General features: G+C 70.0%; 20 protein-coding genes and 1 pseudogene. 5 read left to right on the top strand and 16 right to left on the bottom strand.

The window, feature by feature from the left end; translation table 11 throughout:
* Positions 1-7: 7 nt before the first annotated feature.
* Entirely contained in the window at positions 8-421 is a 414-nt protein-coding gene (locus ACGFY9_RS16155; protein ID WP_366430328.1) for a VOC family protein, read from the bottom strand.
* 6 nt (positions 422-427) lie between these two features.
* Positions 428-940, bottom strand: coding sequence for an SDR family NAD(P)-dependent oxidoreductase (locus ACGFY9_RS16150; protein WP_393754575.1), 513 nt, complete (start codon positions 938-940; stop codon positions 428-430).
* Positions 941-1,107: 167 nt separating this feature from the next.
* Here ACGFY9_RS16150 and ACGFY9_RS16145 point away from each other — a divergent pair, with 167 nt between their 5' ends.
* From ACGFY9_RS16145 to ACGFY9_RS16135, 3 genes and pseudogenes are all read left to right on the top strand, one after another.
* Positions 1,108-1,935, top strand: a complete 828-nt coding sequence (locus ACGFY9_RS16145) for a class I SAM-dependent methyltransferase (protein WP_393754573.1) — start codon at positions 1,108-1,110, stop codon at positions 1,933-1,935.
* A gap of 290 nt (positions 1,936-2,225) precedes the next feature.
* Entirely contained in the window at positions 2,226-3,365 is a 1,140-nt protein-coding gene (gene rho, locus ACGFY9_RS16140) for a transcription termination factor Rho (RefSeq protein WP_393754571.1), read from the top strand.
* Positions 3,366-3,515: 150 nt separating this feature from the next.
* Positions 3,516-4,331, top strand: a pseudogene (locus tag ACGFY9_RS16135) (D-alanyl-D-alanine carboxypeptidase family protein); the annotation flags it as partial.
* A gap of 59 nt (positions 4,332-4,390) precedes the next feature.
* On the opposite strand, the gene ACGFY9_RS16130 reads toward ACGFY9_RS16135, so the two are convergent.
* The gene (locus ACGFY9_RS16130; protein ID WP_393754570.1) at positions 4,391-5,767 is read right to left on the bottom strand and encodes a glycosyltransferase 87 family protein; all 1,377 of its coding nucleotides are present in this window, start codon (positions 5,765-5,767) and stop codon (positions 4,391-4,393) included.
* Complete coding sequence (gene mptB / locus ACGFY9_RS16125; RefSeq protein ID WP_393754568.1) at positions 5,764-7,158, bottom strand: polyprenol phosphomannose-dependent alpha 1,6 mannosyltransferase MptB; 1,395 nt, start codon at positions 7,156-7,158, stop codon at positions 5,764-5,766. Before mptB ends, ACGFY9_RS16130 begins: the two co-directional genes overlap by 4 nt.
* A gap of 137 nt (positions 7,159-7,295) precedes the next feature.
* Between mptB and ACGFY9_RS16120 the strand changes: the two genes are divergently transcribed.
* The gene (locus ACGFY9_RS16120; RefSeq protein ID WP_393754567.1) at positions 7,296-8,093 is read left to right on the top strand and encodes an alpha/beta fold hydrolase; all 798 of its coding nucleotides are present in this window, start codon (positions 7,296-7,298) and stop codon (positions 8,091-8,093) included.
* Positions 8,094-8,099: 6 nt separating this feature from the next.
* On the opposite strand, the gene ACGFY9_RS16115 is transcribed toward ACGFY9_RS16120, so the two are convergent.
* The 10 genes from ACGFY9_RS16115 to ACGFY9_RS16070 form a co-directional block, all read right to left on the bottom strand.
* Complete coding sequence (locus tag ACGFY9_RS16115) at positions 8,100-9,032, bottom strand: glutaminase (RefSeq protein ID WP_393754566.1); 933 nt, start codon at positions 9,030-9,032, stop codon at positions 8,100-8,102.
* A 36-nt stretch (positions 9,033-9,068) separates the two neighbouring features.
* Positions 9,069-10,478 (bottom strand): aspartate ammonia-lyase, encoded by a 1,410-nt coding sequence (gene aspA / locus ACGFY9_RS16110; RefSeq protein WP_393755250.1) that lies wholly within the window; start codon positions 10,476-10,478, stop codon positions 9,069-9,071.
* 92 nt (positions 10,479-10,570) lie between these two features.
* The gene (locus tag ACGFY9_RS16105) at positions 10,571-11,590 is read right to left on the bottom strand and encodes an asparaginase (protein ID WP_393754564.1); all 1,020 of its coding nucleotides are present in this window, start codon (positions 11,588-11,590) and stop codon (positions 10,571-10,573) included.
* Positions 11,591-11,622: 32 nt separating this feature from the next.
* Positions 11,623-13,086 (bottom strand): amino acid permease, encoded by a 1,464-nt coding sequence (locus tag ACGFY9_RS16100; RefSeq protein WP_393754563.1) that lies wholly within the window; start codon positions 13,084-13,086, stop codon positions 11,623-11,625.
* The gene (locus ACGFY9_RS16095; RefSeq protein ID WP_393754561.1) at positions 13,083-13,760 is read right to left on the bottom strand and encodes a FadR/GntR family transcriptional regulator; all 678 of its coding nucleotides are present in this window, start codon (positions 13,758-13,760) and stop codon (positions 13,083-13,085) included. The genes ACGFY9_RS16100 and ACGFY9_RS16095 overlap by 4 nt, the downstream gene beginning before the upstream one ends.
* 182 nt (positions 13,761-13,942) lie before the next feature.
* The gene (locus tag ACGFY9_RS16090; protein ID WP_393754560.1) at positions 13,943-14,779 is read right to left on the bottom strand and encodes an undecaprenyl-diphosphate phosphatase; all 837 of its coding nucleotides are present in this window, start codon (positions 14,777-14,779) and stop codon (positions 13,943-13,945) included.
* Between the two features lie 88 nt (positions 14,780-14,867).
* Entirely contained in the window at positions 14,868-15,242 is a 375-nt protein-coding gene (gene crcB, locus ACGFY9_RS16085; RefSeq protein ID WP_393754559.1) for a fluoride efflux transporter CrcB, read from the bottom strand.
* On the bottom strand, positions 15,239-15,619 hold the full coding sequence (locus tag ACGFY9_RS16080) for a DUF190 domain-containing protein (RefSeq protein WP_393754557.1): 381 nt from the start codon (positions 15,617-15,619) through the stop codon (positions 15,239-15,241). The genes crcB (ACGFY9_RS16085) and ACGFY9_RS16080 overlap by 4 nt, the downstream gene beginning before the upstream one ends.
* Complete coding sequence (gene crcB / locus ACGFY9_RS16075) at positions 15,616-16,077, bottom strand: fluoride efflux transporter CrcB (protein ID WP_393754556.1); 462 nt, start codon at positions 16,075-16,077, stop codon at positions 15,616-15,618. Before crcB (ACGFY9_RS16075) ends, ACGFY9_RS16080 begins: the two co-directional genes overlap by 4 nt.
* Before the next feature lie 164 nt (positions 16,078-16,241).
* A complete protein-coding gene (locus tag ACGFY9_RS16070; protein ID WP_393754555.1) occupies positions 16,242-17,216 on the bottom strand; it encodes an SMP-30/gluconolactonase/LRE family protein in 975 nt (324 codons plus the stop codon).
* A 171-nt stretch (positions 17,217-17,387) separates the two neighbouring features.
* Between ACGFY9_RS16070 and ACGFY9_RS16065 the strand changes: the two genes are divergently transcribed.
* Complete coding sequence (locus ACGFY9_RS16065) at positions 17,388-18,248, top strand: ribonuclease BN (protein WP_393754553.1); 861 nt, start codon at positions 17,388-17,390, stop codon at positions 18,246-18,248.
* A 35-nt stretch (positions 18,249-18,283) separates the two neighbouring features.
* Here ACGFY9_RS16065 and ACGFY9_RS16060 read toward each other — a convergent pair whose 3' ends face one another.
* Together ACGFY9_RS16060 and ACGFY9_RS16055 are read right to left on the bottom strand one after the other, a co-directional pair.
* Positions 18,284-18,565, bottom strand: a complete 282-nt coding sequence (locus ACGFY9_RS16060; RefSeq protein WP_393754552.1) for an ArsR family transcriptional regulator — start codon at positions 18,563-18,565, stop codon at positions 18,284-18,286.
* A gap of 304 nt (positions 18,566-18,869) precedes the next feature.
* Positions 18,870-20,891 carry a beta-galactosidase gene (locus ACGFY9_RS16055; protein WP_393754550.1) on the bottom strand — a complete coding sequence of 674 codons (2,022 nt, stop codon included), beginning with the start codon at positions 20,889-20,891 and terminating at the stop codon, positions 18,870-18,872.
* Between the last annotated feature and the right edge of the window lie 35 nt (positions 20,892-20,926).

The raw sequence follows: 20,926 nt of genomic DNA, 5'->3' as shown, positions 1-20,926 counted from the left end.
CGTGCCCTCACTCTGCGTTTTTCTCTATGAGTTCGATGAGATTTCCCTCGGGGTCACTGACCCAGGCCATGCGCACTCCGGGCTCGGGGGACGGCCCGGGTGCCATGACCTCGCCCGCGCCATGGGCCACCAACGCGCCATGGACGGGGTCGAGTTCGGGGGTGGTGACCGCGAAGTGCCCGTATCCCTCGGTGAGGGCGGCGGTCAGCGGGTCCGGCGCGCGGAGGCCGGGGGCGGAGCCGGGTCTGGCGAGCAACTCGATGCGCCAGCCCCGCGGATGCTCCAGGACCACGCCGCGCAGACCGGGCCCTTCGAGGTGGAACTCGAAGACGGTCCTGAGGCCGAACGCGCCCTGGTACCACGCGACTTGGGCCGCCAGATCCCGTACGTTGACGCCCACGTGGTCGAGTCGGGTGGTCACGGCGGCTCAGCCCGCCATCGCGCTGTCGCCGCCGTCGACCATGAGGTCGGCGCCGTTGACGAAGGCCGCCTCGTCGGAACAGAGGAAGGCGGCGCCGATGGTGTTGGCCCGGATGTGATGCGGGGCGCCGGCCGCGCACAAGTGCAGGCTCATCGCCGACACCCCGCCTTTGGCGGCCCCGTGGGGCACCATCGGCATGAACGGCGCTCCCCGTACGGCGGCCACGGAGGCGACATTCAGCACGGCCCCGCCACCCCGCGCGATCAGGTGCGGCGAGGCGGCCTGGGTGCAGAAGTAGGCGATGTCCAGCTCGTTCTTGATGGTGAAGCACCAGTCCTCGGCGTGCGTCGTCCCGAACGGGCCGTTCCGCAGCGCGGAGGCGTTCCCCGCCGCACTGTCCTCATCAATGTCACAACCGAAGACCTCGGTACCCTCCGCCGCGAATATCAGCGCCGCGGCCCGCCCTATTCCAGCCCCCGTTCCACTGATGAAAGCGATTTTCCCGGCCAGTCGACCCATGATTGCCAAGTCCCTTGTCCCGTGCCGCCGTGGTGCGGTGGTGGCAGCGTAGGTACGGCCTTTGACGAGAACAAGAAATGGGTCGACGAAGGGCCATCGGGGGTTCGTATGGCTGGTATGAGGCGGGAAGCCGGAAACTCCTCACAGGTTCACGGCAGGATGTCCCCATGACCACCGACGACCAGGCCCGCCTGATGCGCGCCAACCAGGCGAACTGGGACGCCCGCACCCCCGTCCACCTCGCCAGCCGGTTCTACGGCCTCGACGGCGACCCGGACCCGGACCGCTGGTTCGCGTCCTTCGAGTGGGACGACCTGGGCGACCTGACGGGCCGGGATGTCCTCCACCTCCAGTGCCACCTCGGCACCGAGACCCTCGCGTTCGCGCACCGCGGGGCGCGTGCCACGGGCCTCGACTTCTCCGAGGCGTCCGTCGCGGCCGCGAACGCCATCGCGGCGAAGGCGGCCCTCGACGTCGACTACGTACAGGCGAACGTGTACGACGCCGTAAAGGCCCTGGGGCAACGGCAGTTCGACGTCCTGTACACCGGCAAGGGCGCCCTGTGCTACCTGCCCGACCTGCCGCACTGGGCTGACGTGGTCGCCCAACTCCTGCGCCCCGGCGGCCTGTTGTACATCGTCGAGTTCCACCCCCTGCTCAACTCGCTCGGCCCGAAGCCGGCTCGGGGCGAAGGACCGGAGCTACTCCTCCGCCACGACTACCTGGGCGGCGGGGGCCCGGTGCACCGGGACGCGACGTTCACGTACACCGACGGCCCTGCCGTAGCCGGGGCGACCGACAGCTACGAGTGGATGCACGGAATAGACGAAGTCATCAACGCGTTGACGACAGTGGGACTGAACATCCGGCGCCTTCGCGAGAGCGACGAACTGCCGTGGCCGCGCTGGCCGCAGATGGTCCGGACCGAGACCGGCTGGTGGCGAGTGCCCGAGCCGCGGATCCCCCTCCTGTACGGCCTCCTGGCGAGTCGCTGAGCCCTACGTCACACCCAGAACCGCACCGGGTGTGCTACGGTGCGGTCAGCACTTGTGTACGCCCCGTTGTGGGCGCCGGTGCCAGCTCCACTTCTCTCCCGCCGAACAGCCCGTCGATCTCCGACCGGTACATCGGCTTCTCCACACCACTTCGTGACCGGCGTTTTTCTGCCGTACCCGAGGTGATGTTCCCCGCCGCCCCGAGGAGCGCTCGTTCGCCCTCCGTCTGCGGCTTCTCCCCCTTCCTTCCGCATGACACATGCATCCCGTCCTTGAAAGGACCACCCATCATGACCACCACACTCGAACCCCCAGTACAGGAACAGCCCCGCATCCAGACCGCCACCGGTGTCCTCGACATCGACGGCAACGGGAAGGGGCACCTGCGGGCGCTGGACTGCCAGCCCTCGCCCACCGACCTCCAGGTCTCCCCCGCGCTGATCCGCCGTCACGGCCTGCGCAAGGGCGACCTCGTGGAAGGCGTCCGCGGCGGGCAACGCGCCCTGACCGAGGTCGCGTTCGTCAACGGGCGCACGCCCGCCGAACTGCGCGGCCGACGCCACTTCCGTGACCTCACCCCGCTGCACCCGCGCGAGCGGCTGCACCTCGAACACCCGGCGGCCGGCCTGACCGGACGTGTCACCGACCTGATCGCCCCCGTCGGCAAGGGCCAGCGCGGGCTGATCGTGGCCCCGCCCAAGACCGGCAAGACGGTCCTGCTCCAGCAGATCGCGGCCGCCGTCGCCGGCAACCACCCCGAGGCCCACCTCATGGTCCTGCTGCTCGACGAGCGGCCCGAGGAGGTCACCGACATGCGACGCTCCGTGCGCGGCGAGGTGTACGCCTCCACCTTCGACAAGGCCCCCAAGCAGCACATCGCGCTGGCCGAGCTCGTGATCGAGCGGGCCAAGCGCCTCGTCGAGGCCGGCGAGGACGTGGTGATCCTCCTCGACTCACTGACCCGGCTGTGCCGGGCGCACAACAACGCGGCCGCGTCCGGTGGCCGTACCCTCAGCGGCGGCGTCGACTCGACCGCGCTGATCGGCCCGAAGAAGTTCTTCGGCGCCGCACGCCTCGCCGAGGAGGGCGGTTCCCTCACGATCCTCGCCACCGCACTGGTGGAGACCGGCTCCCTCGCCGACAACGTCTACTTCGAGGAACTCAAGAGCACCGGCAACATGGAACTCCGCCTCAGCCGCGACCTGGCCTCCCGCCGTATCTTCCCGGCCGTCGAGATCACCCCGTCCGGCACCCGCCGAGAGGAACTCCTCCTCACCCAGGCCGAGTTGACGGCCGTACGAGGCCTGCGCCGAGCCCTCCAGACAAGGGACGGCCAGGGCAGCACGGAAACGCTGCTGGAGCGCATGCGAGCCACCCCGGACAACGCAACGTTCCTACGCCAGATCCAGCCCACGCTGCCTTCTAACTGACGGCGACGGGCATGCCCTTAAGGGGCGCGAGGAACTGCGCGCCCAGCCCCCACCGGCCGGCAGACGAATCACTAGCGCATCTGGGTGTTGACGAACCCCCCTCGGCCCGGCCAACACCCTCCACAGCGTCTCCGTTCCTACGTTTGCGGTATGACAATCGGATTCCCATCCCGGACCGCTGTGTCGGCCTGCGCCCTATGCCTCGCGGGCGCCCTCGCGTTCACCCCAGTCGCGGCGGCAGCAAACACCGGGTCGGACCCCGGCACAGCAACACCCCCACCCGCACTCCTGAACCGCCCCGACACCCAGGTCCGCCCACACCGCGGAGCGCCCGCCGTCCCGGACGTCTCCGCCCTCTCCTGGCTGGTCGCCGACGCCCACACCGGCGAAGTCCTCGCCGCCCACGACGCCCACCGCAAACTCCCACCCGCCAGCACCCTGAAGACCCTCTTCGCCCTGACCGTCCTCCCCGTACTCCCCGGAGGAATCCGCCACCGCGTCAGCGAACAGGACCTGGCCGGCATCGGCGAGGGCAGCAGCCTCGTCGGCGTAGAGGAGGGGCACACGTACCGCGTAGCCGACCTGTGGCGCGGGGTCTTCCTCAACTCCGGCAACGACGCCGTGCACGTCCTCGCCTCCCTCAACGGCGGCTGGGAAACCACGGCCACCCGGATGCAGGCCAAGGCCCGCGCCCTCGGCGCCCTCGACACCCATGTCGTCTCACCGGACGGCTACGACACCGACGGCCAGGTGTCCTCCGCCTTCGACCTCGCGGTGTTCGGCCGTGCCGGACTGCGCAACGCGGACTTCGCCCGCTACTGCTCCACCGCCGAGGCCGAGTTCCCTGGCGAGGGATCGTCGTACGGCATCCAGAACACCAACCGGCTGCTGACCGGCAACGACGGTGTGGAGCGGTATCCGGGGATCATCGGTGTGAAGAACGGCTACACCACGCACGCCGGCAACACCCTTGTCGCGGCGGCGCGTCGGGGCGGGCGGTCGCTCGTCGTGACGGTGATGAATCCTCAGGCCGGCGGTGGTTTCACCGTGTACGAGGAGGCGCGCGAGCTGCTCGACTGGGGTTTCGCGGCGGCCGGGCGGGTCGATCCGGTGGGATCGCTGGACGCCTTGCGGGCCGGGCCGAGACCGGGTCCCTCGACGGTGCCGGTGGCTGCCGCGCTCGTACCGGACGAAGGACCCGGCTGGGCCGAGACCGCGGCGATCGTGGCCGCGGCCGTGCTGGGCGCGGGCGCGGTGGTGGCTGCGATCCGGCTCAGGATCAGGCGGCTCCCGCCGGTCTGACCTGTCGGCAGCCACAGCAGCAGGCCGAGCGTGATCCACGTGTACGTGTTGCTGCCGAGGAAGCCGTCGATGCCCGAGGAGTCGTCGAACCACAGCCACACGACACTCGTGCACATCACCGCGTAGAGGGCGCCCGCGATCCGCGGGTGCCCGGCGCGGACCAGGACGGCGAAGGCCGGCAGCAGCCACACGAGGTGGTGCACCCAGGTGATCGGGCTGATCAGACACGCGGTCAGCCCGGTCAGCGCGAACGCGGCCGTCCAGTCCCCCAGGACGACCGCGCGGCGCGCCCGTACCGCCCACACGGCCAGCACGAGGACGACGACCGTCGCCCACAGCGGACGGCCCGTTTCGCCGAGCCGGGCCAGGACGCCCTGCAGGGACTGGTTGGAGACGTAGTCGAGGCGGCCCACCCGGGTGGTGTCCCACATGGCCTGGGTCCAGTAGAACCGTGAGGCGTCCGGGACCACGAGGAACGCGAGCCCGGTCGCCGCGAGCGCCACAGCCGTCGCCACCGCGGCGGCTTTCCAGCGTCTGGCCAGCAGCAACAGGGCGATGAACAGGGCCGGCGTGAGCTTGATGGCTGCCGCGAGGCCGATGCCGACACCTGCCCAGCGGCCCCGGCCGGTGGACAGGAGCCAGCCGTCGCCGAGGACGAGGGCCAGCAGTATGAGGTTCACCTGCCCGAAGCTGAACGTGTCGCGCAAGGGCTCGAACAGCGCCAGCCCGCACGCCACCAGCGCCCACCCGAACCACCCGTAGCGCCGCCACCCGGGCCCGGCCAGGATGCGCAGCACGACGCCGAGCGCCGTGAGGTTGAGGAGGAGTGCGGCGGTGATCGCGGTGCCGAGGCCGAGGCAGCCCATCGGGGCCATGCTGACGGCGGCGAACGGCGGGTAGGTGAAGCCGTAGGTCGTCCCGGGCACGTGGTAGTCGTAGATCCGGCCGCCGTGGTGGAGCCAGGTGTGGACGGTGCCGTAGTAGACGCGCAGGTCGAACCAGTCGCGCAGCAGCGGGACGGTCGCGGTGAAGACGGTGACGACGGCGGCGAGGGCCAGCACCAGGAGGACGCGGCCGCGGTCGGTGGTGGGCGTTCTCATGCCGTACGTCCCAGGGCCGGGGCCTCCGCCGCCTGGCGGGCCTGCCAGAGGACGACGATCGCGAGGACGCCGCCGGAGACGGCCAGCACGAGTTGTCCGATGTCGGCGGGGCCGCCGCTGGGCAGGACGGCGAGGGCGAGGACGCCGGTCACGGCGGCCACCCGGTGCCGTACGGACGTGCTGGGCGCGGCGGCGGCGATGAGGAAGAGACCCCACAGTGCGTACCAGGGGCGGATCGCCGGGCCGAAGGCGGCCACGACCGCCAGGCTCAGGCCGAGCGCGTAGACCGGGCTGGGCCGCAGGCGGAACCATATGGCGAGGATGGCCGCGCCGGTGACCGCGAGGCCGAGGGCGTGCCAGGCCGGGATCGCGAAGGGCGCGAGATCGCTGCCGAGGTGTTCCAGCAGGGCGCCGGTGGCGCGGCCGAGGAGGCTGGTGAGGGCCCAGTTGTGCGCCGAGACGGGTGTGTCGAGGGCGCCTACCCAGCCGTAGCCCGTGCCGGCGAAGGCCGTGGCGGCGACCGTGGTGGCCGCGGACGCGACGACGGTCGTCGTGACGGCCTTGGCCGGGCGGTGGCCCGCGCGGATCTGGAGGAGCACGACCGCGGCGAGACCGAGCGCGGCCGGTGCCTTGACCAGGGCGGCGAGTGTGACGAGTACGGCGCCCAGGACCGGCCAGCGGCCGAGGGCGGCGATCAGGCCGACGCCGAGGAGTCCGAGCATGATCGCGTCGTTGTGGGCGCCCGCGACCAGGTGCAGCAGGACGAGCGGGTTGAGGGCGCCGAGCCAGAGCGCGGCGGCGGGGTCGGCGCCGCTGTGCCGGGCGAGCCGGGGCAGCGCGGCGGCCATCAGGCCGACCCCGAGGAGGGCGACGAGCCGCATCCCGAAGAGCCCGGCGGGGAGTTCGCCGCGGGTCAGTCCGGACAGCCACGACGCCACGGCGAGGAACACCGGGCCGTACGGCGCGCCGGTGTGCTGCCACAGCGGGGCGACCTCGTCGGCGAGGGGGCCGCCGAGCGTGGCGGGGCCGTGGGCGTAGACGTCCATGTGGGCGTCGACCATGGCGCCCTGCGCGAGATAGCTGTACACGTCCCGGCTGAACAGCGGCGGCGCGAGCAGCAGCGGGGACGCCCACACGGCGAGGACCAGGAACAGGGAGCGCGGGGTGGGCGGTTCAGCGCTGCGGATCAGCTTGCCCAGCAGCAGCCAGGCCGCTATCAGCAGGACGACACCGAAGTAGACCCCGACCAGGCCGAGCGCCGCCTGCGCCGAGGCCGGGGAGAAGAGGTCCGCGGCCGGCAGCGCCCCGGCCGTCTCACCGCCCAGCGCGAGGACGGCGGTACCGGCCAGCCCGAGTACCTGGCAGCGGCGGAGATCGACGGGAAAAGCCATGGCCAACACTCGCCAAGCGTGTCAACGCCGGATGGCGGGAAAGCGACCTGCCGCTCTCCGTGCGGCGGACTGCGCGTGACCTCCGTGTGATCAGCCCTCGGTACCGATGAGTTCTCTGTCCGCGACAGGTCTCCCTGATGACCGACTTTCGCAGAACGGATGTGATGACCGTGCCGACCAGCTCCGCCCACGCCAAGGTGAACGGCCTGGAGATGTACTACGAGATCCACGGCACCGAACATGAGGGCCGACGCCCGCTGGTGCTGCTGCACGGCGGTGTCCTCACCGTCGGCCTGACCTTCGGGACCGTGCTGCCCGCGCTCTCCGCCGAGCGGTATGTCATCGCGCCCGAACTCCAGGGCCACGGTCACACCGCCGACACCGACCGTCCGATGACGGTGCCGGACCTTGCCTCCGACGTGGTGGCGCTGCTCGACGAACTCGGCGTCGAGCAGGCCGACTTCTTCGGGTTCAGCCTCGGCGGACTGGTCGCACTGGAGGTCGCGGTACGGCACCCCGAGCTCGTCGGACGGCTCGTGCTTGCCTCCTCCCCCTACGTTCAGAGCGGTTTCCGCGACGAGATCCGGTTCCCCGACCAGGACTCGCCCCTGCTGCCCAGCCAGGCGGACTTCCAGGAGATGGCCGAGGCCTACGCGGCCGTCGCGCCGCATCCCGAACACTTCCAGGACTTCCTGGCCAAGACCTCGGCGGCGGCGAACGCGCCGCTGCCCTGGACCGCCGACGACCTGCGCGCACTGACCGCGCCCACGCTGCTGATCATCGGCGACACGGACTTCGTGCGCGTCGAGCACGCGGCCGAGATGCAGCGACTGATCCCCGGCGCGCGGCTCGCCGTTCTGCCCGGCACCACGCACATGGCTCTGATGCGCCGGACGTCCCTGCTCCTGCCGCTGCTGGACGAGTTCCTGAACTGAGCCCGGTCAGAACACCGACACTCCGGTCAGTGTCGTGAAGCGGTCGAGGGCCGCGACCCCGGCCACCGAGTTCCCCCGCTCGTCAAGTCCCGGGCTCCACACGGCGAGCGTGCACCGGCCCGGGACGATCGCGATGATGCCGCCGCCCACCCCGCTCTTGCCGGGCAGCCCCACCCGGTAGGCGAACTCGCCCGCCGCGTCGTACGTCCCGCACGTCAGCATCACCGCGTTGACCTGCTTGGCCTGGGTGAGGGTGAGCAGCCGGGAGCCGTCGGCGCGGCTGCCGTGCCTGGCCAGGAAGCCGGCCGCGAGGGCGAGATCGGCGCAGGACGCCTCGATCGAGCACTGCCGGAAGTACTGGTCCAGGAGGACGGGCACCTCGTTGTCGATGTTCCCGTAGGACTTCATGAAGTGGGCGAGGGCCGCGTTGCGGTCACCGTGCGCGGACTCGGAGGCGGCGACCTCCTTGTCGAAGTCGAGAGACGGGTTCCCGCTCTCCGCACGCAGGAAGGCCAACAGCTCCCCGGCCGCGTCGCCTGTACGGGTCTGGAGCCGGTCGGTGACGACGAGCGCGCCCGCGTTGATGAACGGGTTGCGCGGAATGCCGCTCTCGTACTCCAGCTGGACAAGGGAGTTGAAGGGGTTGCCGGAGGGCTCGCGGCCCACGTGCTCCCACAGTTCGTCGCCCTCGCGGGACAGGTCGAGGGCGAGCGTGAAGACCTTGGTGATGGACTGCGTGGAGAACGGCTGCCGCCAGTCCCCCACGCCGTACACCGTGCCGTCCAGCTCCGCGACGGCCATGCCGAAGCGGCGCGGGTCGCAGGCGGCGAGCGCCGGGATGTAGTCGGCGGGCCGGCCGCGGCCGGGGGTCCGCTCGATCTCACCGGCGATGCGCTCCAGGACCGGCTGGAAGGCCATCGATGGGGACATGATCACCATTGTGCCTCCGGGCGGGTCCTGGTGCGCGTCAGTGGATCAGACAGCTACGGAGCCGCTGCCGGCCAGGACCTCGGGCCGCAGCAGGGCGGCAAGCGTCTCGGCGGGCAACAGCCCCTTCTCCAGGACGAGTTCGGCCACGCCCCGGCCGGTGGCGAGGGCCTCCTTGGCGATGTCGGTGGCGGCCGTGTACCCGATGTGCGGGTTCAGCGCGGTGACCAGGCCGATGGAGTTCTCCACGCTCGCGCGCAGCGCCTCGGTGTTGGCGGTGATGCCGTCCACGCAGCGCTCGGCGAGCGTGACGCAAGCGGCACTCAGATGCGTGATCGACTCCGACAGCGAGTGCAGGATGATCGGCTCGAAGGCGTTGAGCTGGAGCTGTCCGGCCTCGGCGGCCATCGTGATGGTGACGTCGTTGCCGATCACCTCGAAGGCGACCTGGTTGACGACCTCGGGGATCACCGGGTTCACCTTCCCGGGCATGATGCTCGAACCTGCCTGCACCGGCGGCAGGTTGATCTCCCCGAGCCCCGCACGCGGCCCCGAGGACAGCAGCCGCAGATCGTTGCAGCTCTTGGAGAGCTTGACCGCCACCCGCTTCAGCACACCCGACATCTGCACGAACGCCCCACAGTCCTGCGTGGCTTCAACGAGATTCGCCGCCGTCACCAACGGCAGCCCGGTGATCTCCGACAGATGCCGCCGAGCCGACTCTGCATACCCGGCAGGAGCATTGAGCCCGGTCCCGATGGCCGTGGCACCCAGGTTGATCTCATGGATCAACTGGACGGCCTCGTCAAGACGTTGACGATCCTCGTCAATCATGACCGCATATGCCGAGAACTCTTGACCGAGCGTCATAGGCACCGCGTCCTGCAACTGTGTACGGCCCATCTTGAGCACGTCACGGAACTCAACAGCCTTACGGGCAAAGGCGTCCTGCAGTACAGACATGGACGCGATCAATCCATGCACGGCAAAGACAGTCGCTATCTTGACGGCGGTCGGATACACGTCATTGGTCGACTGCCCCAGGTTGACGTCCTCGTTCGGGTGCAGGTACTGATACTCACCCTTGCCGCGCCCCAGCAACTCCAACGCCCGGTTCGCCACAACCTCGTTGGCGTTCATGTTGGTCGAGGTACCGGCCCCGCCCTGCACCACGTCCACCACGAACTGGTCATGCAGCTTCCCGGCCCGGATCTCCCGGCACGCGGCGACAATGGCACCCGTCTTCTCCGGCGAGAGCAGCCCCAACTCCTCATTGGCGAGAGCGGCGGCTTCCTTGACGGCGGCAAGAGCGTTGATCAAGTGCGGGTACACGGAGATCGGCGTCCCGGTGATGGGGAAGTTCTCCGTGGCCCGCAGGGTGTGAACACCCCAATAGGCATCACCGGGTACATCCCGATCCCCGAGCAGATCATGTTCGCGACGGCTGACGGCAGACATGGGGTCCTCTTTCCAACACGGTTCAGGTGATTCAGGGGCGCGGGGAACTGCGCGACCAGCCACAACGGACCCGCAGCGCCCCAACAACCGATCTAGGCACACGCAGAAAACGGCAACACCGGGTCCAAAGCCCGCACAGGCCGAACACAACCCACCGGCTCCCCACCCCCAAGCAACGCCTCCCCCGCAAACTCACCAAGCACCGAAGGAGAAACCCCGGCCCGAGCAAGCCCGGCGGCAGCCACAGGCACCCGCGCCCGATTCGCCCCATCCGCGATCTTCACGGCTACGGCCCGCCCATCCGGCAACGCTGCGACCTGAACACCCTCGAACCCGTCCTTGGCCAGCAGCCCCGGCACGGCCCGCATCAACGCGGCCACGTCCCGCCCGGCACCGGACGCCATCTCGGTATGTTCACGCATCGCATCGGCGACCCGCGCCTCGGGCGTACCGGGCGCCGCCGCGACGATCCGCGAAACAGCCCGAGCAAGTCCATGCAGGGAGATGGAGAACAGAGGCGCCCCACACCCATCGACCGTCACCCGAGCGATCCGCTGCCCGGTGAGATCCTCGACGATCTCGGCGATCGCCTGCTGCAACGGATGAGCGGGATCGAGATAGTCATCAAGCGACCAACCATTGAGCTTCGACACATACAACATCGCCGCATGCTTCCCGGAACAGTTCTGCGCAAGCCGGGACGGCGGCCGCCCCTCGCGCATCCAGACATCCCGCACGACCGGGTCGTAGGGCAGATCCGGGACGTTGCGCAGATCGTCCTCGGTCAGCCCGGCGAGTTCGAGGATCCGCCGCGCCCCGCCGAGGTGCCGTTCCTCGCCGGAGTGGCTGGCGGCGGCGAGCGAGAGCAGCTCACCGTCGAGCGGCAACCCAGCCCGCACCATGGCGACGGCCTGCACGGGCTTGATCGCCGAGCGCGGATAGAACGCCGCCTCGATGTCGCCGATCTGGAGCTGCACCTGGCCGTCGGCATCGAGGACGACGACGGAGCCGTAGTGGATGCCCTCGATCATTCCGCCGCGCATGAGGTGGGCGACGGGTGCGTGGAGGGGTTCACGGATGAGGGGTGGGTCCGCGAGGGAACTGCTGTACATCACTGCCTGTCGGGGTCAGGACGGCGTGGGTCTCACGCGTCGGGTGCGGTGGAGGACGTGCTGGCCACGCGGCGGCGGACGGCGAACCATCCGGCGACCAGTGCGGCGGCGATCAGCGGCAGGCACAGCACGGTGGTGCGGCCGGCGCCGCCGTCGGCGTACATGAGGACCAGGACGGAGGCGAGGAAGGCCAGCGTCACGAGTTCGGTCCAGGGAGAACCCGGCAACCGGTAGCTGGGGCGCGTCAGTTCGCCCTTCTCGGTCTTCCGCCAGAAGAGGAAGTGACAGAGCATGATCATGCCCCAGGTGGAGAGGATGCCGATCGCCGCGAAGTTGAGGACGATCTCGAACGCGTCGGCGGGCACCACGAAGTTGAGGCCGACGCCGAGGACGCAGATGCCGCTGGTGAGCAGAATGCCGCCGTAGGGGACCCGGCTGCGGCTCATCACCGAGGTGAACTTGGGGGCGGAGCCGGACATCGCCATGGAGCGGAGGATGCGGCCGGTGGAGTACAGGCCGGAGTTGAGCGAGGACATGGCCGCGGTGAGGACGACGAGGTTCATGACGCCGCCGGCGGCCGGGATGCCGATGTTCGACAGCACGGTCACGAAGGGGCTCTGGCCCGCGCTGTACTTGTTCCACGGCAGCAGCATCGACAGCAGGACGACCGAGCCGACGTAGAAGAGGCCGACGCGCCACATGATCGAGTTGATCGCCTTCGGCATGATCTTCTCGGGGTTCTCGGTCTCGCCGGCGGCGACGCCGACCAGTTCGACGGAGGCGTAGGCGAAGACGACGCCCTGGATGATCAGGAGCATGGGCAGCAGGCCGTTGGGGAAGATGCCGCCGTTGTCGGTGATCAGGGACGGGCCGGGGGTGGTGCCGTCGACCTGGTGCTGGGTGACCAGCAGGAAGATGCCGATGAGCATGAAGACGACGAGTGCGCTGACCTTGATGATCGCGAACCAGAACTCCAGCTCGCCGAACATCCTCACCGAGATCAGGTTCACCGTGAGGACCACGGCGAGGGCGATCAGGGCGATCACCCACTGGGGAATGTCGGAGAACATGCTCCAGTAGTGGGTGTAGACCGCCACGGCGGTGATGTCGGCGATGCCGGTGGTGGCCCAGTTCAGGAAGTACATCCAGCCCGCTACGTAGGCGCCCTTCTCGCCGAGGAACTCGCGGGCGTACGACACGAAGGCGCCGGACGAGGGCCGGTACAGGACGAGTTCGCCGAGGGCGCGGACGACGAGGAAGGCGAAGAGGCCGCAGACCGCGTACGCGATGAACAGCGAGGGGCCGGCGTCGGCGAGGCGGCCGCCGGCGCCGAGGAAGAGACCGGTGCCGATCGCGCCGCCGATGGCGATCATGTTGACGTGCCGGGACTTCAGGGACTTGCTGTAGCCGGCGTCTCCGGCGTCGACATGGCCGGATCGTTTCTGCACGCCCTTGTGCAGGGACTGCTCGCTGCCGTGCAGGGACTGCTCGCTCACGCCTCGGGTCCGCCTTCCGTGGGGGTGTGCGTGCGCGCGGGGCGCACGATGTCGGTGAGGGTCGTCTCGACCCGGTCGAGGTGGTGGGACATGGCCTCGACGGCGTCCGGCTCGCTGCCGTCGATCAGCGCCTCGACGATCGCCCGGTGCTCGCGGTTGGACTGCTCGCGCCGGCCGCCGAGTTCGTTGAGGAACGCGGACTGGCGGGCCAGCGCGTCGCGGATCTCCTCGATGACCCGGCGGAACACCGGGTTCTGCGCGGCCTCCGCCACAGCGAGGTGGAAGAGCGTGTCCATCGCGACCCACGCGGTGGTGTCGGTCTCCTGTTCCATGCGGTCCAGGAGGTGGGCGAGGTGGTCCAGGTTCTCCGGGGTGCGGCGCAGGGCCGCGTACCCGGCGACCGGGATCTCGACGTGACGGCGCACTTCCAGCAGGTCGCTGGCCGCGTAGTCGCCGAAGGTGGGGTCCTCCACGGCGTTGGCCACCACGAAGGTGCCCTTGCCGGTCTTGGAGACGGTCAGGCCCATGGTCTGCAGGGCACGAAGGGCCTCCCGCAGTACGGGGCGGCTGATCTCCAGGGTGCGGCACAGCTCCGCCTCGGAGGGGAGCTTGTCGCCGATGGCGTAGTCGCCGCGCTCGATGGCGCCGCGGAGGTGGACAAGCACCGCTTCCATGGCGCTGACGCGCCGCGGCCCGACTCCACCTGTCTGGCTGTCTGACAGGTTCACGGAGGTGATCCTGCGGGTGACGGGACAGCGCTGTCAAGCGATCGGAAAAGAAAAATTCAGCGGGCGTGAAGCCTGAAAATCCGGCTTCACGCCCGCTGTGATGATCGTCCGCCCGCTGTCGGCCGCCGTCAGCTGTTGAGCACACCTGTGCCGAGCAGCCCGAACAGCAGCAGACCGATGATGATCCGGTAGATCACGAACGCGTTGAAGGAGTGCTTGGCGACGAACTTCAGCAGCCAGGCGATGGAGGCGTAGGCGACCACGAACGACACGATGGTGCCGACGGCGAGCGGGGCGGCGCCCACGCCCGCCCCCAGGGCGTCCTTCAGCTCGTAGATGCCGGCGCCGGTCAGCGCGGGGATGCCGAGGAAGAACGAGAGCCGGGTAGCGGCGACGCGGTCCAGGTCGAGGATGAGACCGGTGGACATGGTGGCGCCGGAGCGCGAGAAACCGGGGAAGAGCAGCGCCAGGATCTGCGAACTGCCCACCAGCATGGCGTCCTTGAACGTGGTGTCGTCCTCACCGCGCTTGTGCCGGCCCATCTGGTCCGCGACCCACATGACACCACTGCCGACGATCAGCGAGGCGGCGACCACCCACAGCGAGCCGAGCGGCCCGTCGATGAGCGGCTTCGCGGCGAGACCCACCAGCACGATCGGGATCGTCGCGTAGATCACCCACCAGGCGAATTTGTAGTCGTGGTGGTAGCGCTCCTCGCGATTGCGCAGGCCACGGCCCCACGCGGTCACGATCCGCACGATGTCCTTGAAGAAGTACACGAGCACGGCGGCGATGGCGCCGACCTGGATGACGGCCGAGAACCCGACGACGGAATCGTCGTCGACGGGGATCTTCATCAGCCCCTCGACGATCTTCAGATGTCCGGTCGAGGAGACCGGCAGGAACTCGGTCACCCCCTCGACGACTCCGAGGACGGCGGCCTGACCGACGCTGATGACGCTCATGAGATCCAGTTCTTGGGAGTTGGTCGACAGTGCTGTAGACAATAGCGCCGGGAACGGTCCTGCACGGGCACGGGAGCCGCCCGAGCCCTTACGTCCACAGGGCCTCCGCGATCGACACCCCGGCAAATGCCGCACCGAGGCCCGCCGTCACGCTGCCGACGACGTTGGCGGCAGCGTAGAGCCCCGCCCCTGTCTCGGTCAGCCGCAGTGTCTCGTACGAGAAGGTCGAGTATGTCGTCAGGGCCCCGCACAGGCCTGTCCCGACGAGGAGTTGGAGATGCGAACCCGCGGCCCCGGCGGACACCGCACCGGTCAGCACACCGAGAATCAGACAGCCGGTGACGTTCACCGCGAAGGTGCCCCAGGGGAAGACGGAGTCGTGTCTGGTCTGCACCGCGCGGTCGGTGAGATAGCGGAGCGGGGCGCCGACCATGGCTCCCGCGACGACCAGCGCCCAGTTCACAACGACCTCTTACCCTTCCGGTCCGATTCGCGGGAGTCGTCAGCGCGGCCGACATACCGGATGACCTCGCAGTCGTCGAGGATCACGAGTCCCTCGCCGACGAGTTCGTCGAGCTCCGGCAGAAACGCCCGTACGCGCTCCTCGGTGTCCACGATCACGATCGCCACCGGCAGGTCCTCGCTCAGCGACAGCAGCCGTGAGGTGTGAATCAGGGAGGAGGCGCCGAATCCCTCGATGCCCCGGAAGACGCTGGCACCGGCAAGACCGGCCGCGTGCGCGCGGTGGACGATCTCCGTGTAGAGGGGCTTGTGGTGCCAGGTGTCGTTCTCGCCGATGAAGATCGTCACGCGCAGGGCGCTGCCGGTCAGCCTGGTCATCGCTGCCTCCACTTCAGGACCCGCCGGGCCGCCGTCACCCCGAGCCACACCGCCGCGAGCGCCGCGAGCAGGGTCGCGGCGAGATAGGCGAGCGCGGTGCGGGGATGGCCCGCATCGACCAGCTTCTGGATGTCGACGGCGTATGTCGAGAAGGTGGTGAAGCCGCCGAGCACACCGGTGCCGAAGAACGGCCGCACCAGCCGGTGCGCGGACCACACATCGGTGACGACCACCATGAACACGCCTATCACGGCGCACCCGACGACGTTGATCCCGAAAGTCGTCCAGGGAAACCCGCCGCTCTGCGCGGGCCACCACAGCGAGGCCGCGTACCGGGCCACGGCCCCGATCGCACCGCCGAGCGCGACCACCGCGACGACGGGCCCCTGACCGCGCCAGACGGACGGGCGCGGGGCCCCGGTCCGGGCACGCAGGCTCTCGGCCTCGGGAGCTGTCATGGCCGTACGTCTCCTACTCGTCGGGGGCCCTGAGGGCACACGCCTCTACAAGTAGGGACCGTTGGCGGCACCTCTGCCGCGGTTCGGGTACGGCGGGCCCCACCGCCGCGCCGCGAGGGCTGATCGCGGCCGGGCATCAGGGTAACGCCGGGGGCGTGCCGGGGTCACTTCGGGGCAGGTGGCTCGCACAGCGCGATCCCGCGCTCCCACACGCTGCCCAGCACCAGGTGCCCGGCGGCCTCGCACACGCTGGTGGCCATCCGGTACGACGAGCCGCGCGCGGCGAGGTGATGGACGACGGCTCCGTCGTCGTCGAATGCCATGGCTCCGATCGTGCCGGTGGGGCGGAAGGGCATGTGCACGGCGACACGGCCCGCGGCCTGCCGTACGGCGGGTGAGGCCCGGTGGAGGAGTTCGAGCGGCGCGACGCGCGGGCCGGCGAGCGCCACCCAGATCGTCCCGTCCGGGCCGGAGCGCCAGAGGTTGTCGGGCATTCCGGGGAGGTCGTCGGCGAAGGACTCGCTGCGGCCCGCCTTCGGTCCGGTGAGCCAGTAGCGGGTCAGCCGGCGGGCACCGGTTTCCGCGACGACCAGGAAGGACTCGTCGGCGCTCGGGGCGAGCCCGTTGGCGAACTGGAGTCCGTCCAGGAGGACCTCGGGAGAGTCGGCGCCGGGTGCGAGGCGCAACAGCCGTCCGGTGCCGGTGTGTTCGACGATGTCGCCGATCCACCGCTCGATCGGGTAGCGGAGGCTGAAGACGGTGAAGTACACGCTGCCGTCCGACAGCGCGACCACGTTGCTGGCGCCCCGCAGCGGCTCCCCCGCCGCCGAGTCGGCGAGGACGTGTACGGTTCCGTCCGTCACGTCGACGCGCAGCAGCCCGCGTTCCGCGTCGCACACCAACAGGCCGTTGTCCGGGAGGAGTTCGAGGCCGAGCGGCCGGCCGCCGGTGTCGGCGAGGGTCTCCACCCGGACCGTCTCGGGGTCGGTCAGTCCGTCGAGGCGGAGGATGCGGCCGTCCTCGACGCCGGTCAGCACCCGGCCGCGGGCGTCGGCGACCACGTCCTCGGGGCCGCGGCCGCCGATCGCGACGTAGCGGCGGGCGAGCAGGGCGTCCGGGCGGTCATCGGGTCGGTCCATGAAAGCCTCCACGGTTCGGGCGGGCGCGCGTACGCTTGCTGTTCTTCCCGGTCGTCACGTCGCCCGGCCACGTTTGCCGAGCGTATTGCTGGTGACCCGGATCCCGCTGCCGGTCGGCGAGAAGGGGGCCCTGATGTCACGGTCGGCCACCCAGCGTGCGGGGCGTCCGCGGTGAGACGGGTGCGCGCGGTGTGGCAGGGGCTGGGACTGGCCGAACTCAACCGACGCGGCCGGGAGTTGGAGCTGCTGCACCGGGCGATGGGGTTCGCGACGCTCGCCCTGGTCACCCTGGCGCCCCTGCTGATCGTGGTGGCCGCGGCCGATCCGCTCGGGCACGGCGGGTTCGCGCTGTGGCTGGTGGACGGCATGGACCTGTCCGGCCGGTCCGCCCGCGCGCTCACGGATGTCTTCACTCCGCCCCGCAAGGTCATCGGCACCACGAGTGCGTGGAGCGTGGCGCTGCTCGCGCTGTTCGGGCTGTCCTTCGCGTCGAGTGTGCAGAGCGGCTACGAACACGTGTGGCTCCCGACCAAGGCGCCCTGGCACCGCATCTGGCGCCAACTGATCTGGCTGGTCATGCTGATGGGCTATCTGTACGCGCAGGTGCAGACCCGCAACGTCCTGGAGGGCACGCCCCGCATCCTGCTCAGCATGGCGGCCGGCCTGCTGTTCTTCTGGTGGGGCCCGCACTTCCTGCTCAACCGCGGGGTCCCCTGGCGATATCTGCTCCCGGGCGCCCTCGCCACCATGGCGGGCCTGGTCGGCCTGCGCTGGTTCTCGTACCTGGTGTTCACCCCGCTCCTGGTCACCAACGCGGTCAGCTACGGCCCGGTCGGCACGGTCCTGGTCGTGGAGTCCTGGCTGGTCGGCGTGGGCTTCGTGCTCTACGGCGGCGCGCTGGTGGGCCGCCTGCTGTGCGAGCGGTTCGGGGATCCCGACGCGGCGTTCCGCACGGAACCGGAAGCACCGGACGACCCGGTGTCCGCCGAGCCGGAGGAACCGCCGACGCGCTCCGAGCAGGACAAGGTCTGAGGCCCCGCTCGCCGGTGCCCACCGGAAAGGGAGGTCTACCAGCCCTTCTCGAACATCCGGGCCACCTCGGCGATACGGACCTCGTCGCGCCGGTAGTAGGTGCGCAGCCGGATCCGCCGCACACGCAACAGGCCCATACCGGCGAGGAGTTCGAGGTGGGTGTCGGCGACCTGGCGGGACACGCCCAGCTTGGCCGCCACGGCCTCCGAGGTGACACCGGCCTCGGGGACATACCGATGGTCCGGGAAGTGGGTGGCCGGATCTCTCAGCCACTCCAGGATGTCCAACCGTCGCTGGCCTCTCGGAGTCCTCAGCATGTCGTGACCCTCCGTTCTGCGCGCCGCTTGCCGCGTCCTCCCCACTCTCCCGCAGCACGGTCCGCCACGTCCCGGACTCGGTGACCCTTGTCCGGGACCGAACGGTCCTGTTGGAGAGGGCCGATCGGCCCTGGGCCGTGGTGCGACGCGCGAGGTGCGGCCGTACCGATGGGACGGGACCTCACCTCCCGAGGCCGGTGATGGCCGAACCACACCGCCGTAGCCGAACAGAACCGCACGTCTGACAGAGGGGAGGTCCCCTCCACCCGCGGCTCACGGCTCGCGCGGGCGGAGGGGAGTCGGGTCAGCCGTCGAGCCGTACGACCCGGACGGCTCCGGCGGGGACCGCGAGGCCGCCCGTGGCTGGTTCGCCGGTCAGCAACTCCGCGCCGTCGGTGCCCAGCGGCACCTTGACGTCCGAGGCGCTGTGGTTGATCGCGAAGAGGAAACTGCCGGACTCCCCTTCCCTGCGCACGACTTCGACGTCGTACGGCAGGTCGGCGCGCGGCGAGATGCGGGCGTCCTCGGTCGCCCAGCCGAGCAGGGCGTCCAGGCCGTGGGCGTCGAGGCGGGTCGACACGTACCAGGCGGTGCCCTCGCCGAGGCGGTGGCGGGTGACGGCGGGGTGGTCGGCGGTGAGGCCCTCGGCGTACGTCCACACGGTCTCGGCGCCGTCCGGGACGACGAACTCGGTCCAGACGTCGCCGGTGAGTTCGGAGCCGTCGGGTCCGGTGATGCGCACCCGCTGGTCGGCCAGGAGCGGCGAGAACTCCTCGACGGTCAGGCCGAGTACGTCCCGCAGCGCGCCGGGGTAGGCGCCCTCGTGGACGGCGTCGTGCTCGTCGACGATGCCGGAGAAGTAGGAGACGACGAGGGTGCCGCCGTTCTCGACGTACCGCTGGAGGTTGCGTCCGGCCGCCTCCGTCATCAGGTACAGCGCCGGTACGACGACAAGGGGATAGGCCGACAAGTCGGCTTCCGGGTGGGCGAAGTCGACCGTGAGGTGGCGGTCGTAGAGGGCCTCGTAGAAGGCGTCGGCGCGCTCGCGGGCGTCGTGGTCCTCGCTGGGGCGCCACGCCAGTTTCTGCGCCCACCACGAGTGCCAGTCCCATACGACGGCCACGTCGGCCTGCGTGCGCGTGCCGCGTATCTGGCCCAACTCCTCGACGGACGCGCCGAGTTCGACGACCTCGCGCCAGACACGGTTCTCGGTGCCGCCGTGCGGGACCATCGCGGAGTGGAACTTTTCGGCGCCGCGCCGGGATTGGCGCCACTGGAAGAACATCGCGCCGTCTGAGCCGCGCGCCACGTGCGAGAGGGCGTTGCGGGCCATCTGGCCGGGGGCCTTGGCGGGGTTGCGGGGCTGCCAGTTGACGCCCGAGGTGGAGTGTTCGAGGAGCAGCCATGGGGCGCCGCCCGCGACGGAGCGGGTGAGGTCGGCGGCCATCGCGAGGTTGACGTGGGTGCGGCGGCCGTCGGTGATCAGGTAGTGGTCGTTGGTGACGAGGTCGACCTCGCGGCCCCAGGCCCAGTAGTCGACGGACTCGCACTGGCTGAGGGCGGCCATGAAGTTGGTGGTGACCGGGATGCCGGGGGCGAGACGGTGCAGGATGTCCCGTTCCGCGACGAAGTTCTCGCGCATCGTGGCGTCGGCGAACCGCGTGTAGTCCAGCGCCTGGGCCGGGTTGACGGCGGTCGGGGTCAGGCGCGGCGGGTTGATCTGGCCGAGGTCCCCGTAGCGCTGCCCCCAAAAGGCCGTGCCCCAGGCCTCGTTGACCCCGTCGACGTTCTCGTACGTCGTGGTCAGCCAGCGGCGGAAGTGGGCGGCGCAGGAGTCGCAGTAGCAGGCGGAGACGGGGACGCCGTACTCGTTGAAGACGTGCCACAGCGCGAGGGCGGGGTGCGTGCCGTAGCGCTCGGCGAGCTGGGTGGTGATGTTCGCGGCGGCGGCACGGTAGTCGGCGTTGCTGTGGCAGATGGCGCCGCGTGAGCCGAACTCGTAGCGGGTGCCGTCGGCGGTGACGGGCAGGGCCTCGGGGTGGGCGCGGTAGAACCAGGCGGGCGGCGAGACCGTGGGCGTGCCGAGGTCGACGCGGATGCCGTTCTCGTGCAGCAGGCCGATGATCCGGTCGAGCCAGCCGAAGTCGTACACACCCTGCTCGGGTTCCAGCAGCGCCCAGGAGAAGATCCCGACGCTCACCATGGTGACGCCGGCCTCGCGCATCAGCCGGACGTCCTCCTGCCAGACGGTCTCCGGCCACTGCTCGGGGTTGTAGTCCCCACCGAAGGCGAGCCTGGTGAGGCCCTTAGGGGTGGTCTCCGGCATGGATCTCTCCCGTAGTCGACATTTGGGAACGTGCA

This window comes from Streptomyces sp. NPDC048504 (assembly GCF_043200035.1).
Lineage (GTDB): Bacteria > Actinomycetota > Actinomycetes > Streptomycetales > Streptomycetaceae > Streptomyces.
The sequence above is the reverse complement of the archived record's forward strand: the minus strand, read 5'-3'. Positions and strand labels throughout refer to the sequence as shown.